The sequence below is a fragment of the Halomonas sp. 707D4 genome, assembly GCF_024158685.1.
Lineage (GTDB): Bacteria > Pseudomonadota > Gammaproteobacteria > Pseudomonadales > Halomonadaceae > Vreelandella.
This window is the reverse complement of record NZ_JAMZBD010000533.1, coordinates 1-1,982: the sequence shown is the minus strand read 5'-3', so window position 1 is coordinate 1,982 and position 1,982 is coordinate 1. Positions and strand designations below refer to the sequence as shown.

Below are 1,982 nucleotides of genomic sequence, written 5' to 3'. Positions count from 1 at the left end.
ATGTCCACCACGTTCTCGGCGTGGAGGTTGACCGGGCGCATCAGATCGCGCATCACCTGGGCGGCGGCGCTGATCTCCACGGCACTCTCGCCTTTCATGGAGAGGCCGACCAGCAGGCCGCCGATCTGCGCATCCGAGGCTTCGCCGGTCATGATCTGGCGCATCAGGGCGCGCATGGTGTCGAAAGTGAGATCTTCGCGGCGCATCACCGCGTTAATGGCGTCTCGCATTTGCATGAACAGAAAAGCCTCTAGACGTGAATGGGGCGCTCAGCGACCGGCCAGAAAATTCCCCAGCAGCGCATGGCCCTGGCGGGTGAGAATCGACTCAGGATGAAACTGCACGCCTTCGATGGCAAGGGTGCGGTGGCGAAAGCCCATGATCAGACCCGGCGTCGCGTCGTCTTCCGGCGTCCAGGCGGTGACCTCGAAGCACTCCGGCAAGCTCTCGCGGTCGACCACCAGCGAGTGGTAGCGGGTGACGGTCAGCGGCGCTTCGAGCCCTTTGAACACGCCCGCCCCGGTATGCGCGATACGCGAGGTCTTGCCATGCATCACGCATGGTGCGCGCACCACCCGGGCCCCGAAGGCCTGGCCGATCGCCTGGTGGCCAAGACACACGCCCAGCATCGGCAGTCGACCGGCGAAGTGGGTGATGGCAGAGAGCGAGATGCCCGCCTCGTTGGGGGTGCAGGGGCCCGGCGAGATGACCAGGTGGGTGGGAGCCAGCGCCGCGATCTCCTCGAGCGTGATGGCATCGTGGCGATGGGTGAGTACCTCGGCGCCCAGCTCGCGCAGGTACTGGACGATATTGAACGTGAAGCTGTCGTAGTTATCTATCATCAGCACACGCGGTGCCTTGCACACTTTTGCCACCCGGACGCCATCCTACTGACCGATCGATTGTAAAACGATGATACCCTAACCGGGCGGCGGGGTGCAGGGCCACCGAACGATCGCCCTCGATGTCCTGAGACTCGAAAGACAGGGACTCGAAAGACAGGCCCGTGAGGATGGAACTGGCAACCCTTCGACACAATCATTATGATCTGCCGCTTTTTCACGAGGGACACACCCAATGAAGCAACGCTCACTCTGGAAAGCCTTGCTGGTGATCGGCTCGCTATGGATGGCCGCACCTGCCTTGGCGGATTCCTCGTTTCGAGTGATTGCCTCGTTCTCCGTTCTGGGCGATCTGGTCAAGCGCGTGGCCGGCGACGAGATCGAGGTCGTCACCATCGTTCCTCGTGATCAGGACGTCCATCGCTGGGAGCTCACGCCGCCCAACGTCCTGGCCATCGAGGAGGCGGACATCGTCTTCTACAACGGCTTCGGCCTCGAGCCCTGGCTCAGGCACGTCGAAGCGATGGCCGGCAATGACCTGCGCCTGAAGGCGGTCGCCGAGCGCGCCGACTTCACCCCCCTGCCGACGCCGGTGGGTCGTCTCGAGGGCTCCCCGGACCCGCACATGTGGATGGACCCGGCCGGCGCCAGCGCCTACGTGGAGGTGATCGCGCGCACTCTCGCCGAGCGCTACCCGCAAAAGGCCGAGGGCTTTCGCGTTCGGGCCGAGGAGACCCGCCGCTCGCTCGGATTGCTTGCCGAGCGGGTCCACGAGCGCCTTCAGGGCATACCGCAGACCAACCGGGTGCTGTTCACCAGCGAAGCCGGCATGGCCTACTTCGCCCGCGCCTTCGGCTTCGAGTATGCCGCCATCTGGGGCAGCAACGCCGACACTCTGGGCAGCGCCTTCGACATGGCCGCCATGAGCGAGCGGCTGACCCAGACCCGCCCGCCGGCGCTGTTCTTCGAGAGCACCACGCCCTACATCCACATGGATGCACTGTCGCGCGAGAGCAACATCGCCCTGGCCGGGCCGCTCTACGTCGATACCCTGGGCGACTCCGACGGCGCCGCCTACAACTACCCGGCCATGCTCACCCACAACGCCGAGCTTTTGCACATGGCGCTCGGCGTTGTGGG

Annotated in this window: 2 protein-coding genes and 1 pseudogene; 1 reads left to right on the top strand and 2 read right to left on the bottom strand. The window is 64.8% G+C overall.

Annotated features, from left to right (window positions below; genetic code table 11):
- Positions 1-236, bottom strand: a pseudogene (trpD, locus tag BIS11_RS16235) (anthranilate phosphoribosyltransferase); the annotation flags it as partial.
- Positions 237-269: 33 nt separating this feature from the next.
- Positions 270-842, bottom strand: coding sequence for an aminodeoxychorismate/anthranilate synthase component II (locus BIS11_RS16230; RefSeq protein ID WP_253423782.1), 573 nt, complete (start codon positions 840-842; stop codon positions 270-272).
- A gap of 235 nt (positions 843-1,077) precedes the next feature.
- Here BIS11_RS16230 and BIS11_RS16225 point away from each other — a divergent pair.
- Positions 1,078-1,982: zinc ABC transporter substrate-binding protein (locus tag BIS11_RS16225; RefSeq protein ID WP_253586546.1), on the top strand; the 905-nt coding region annotated here is incomplete at its 3' end.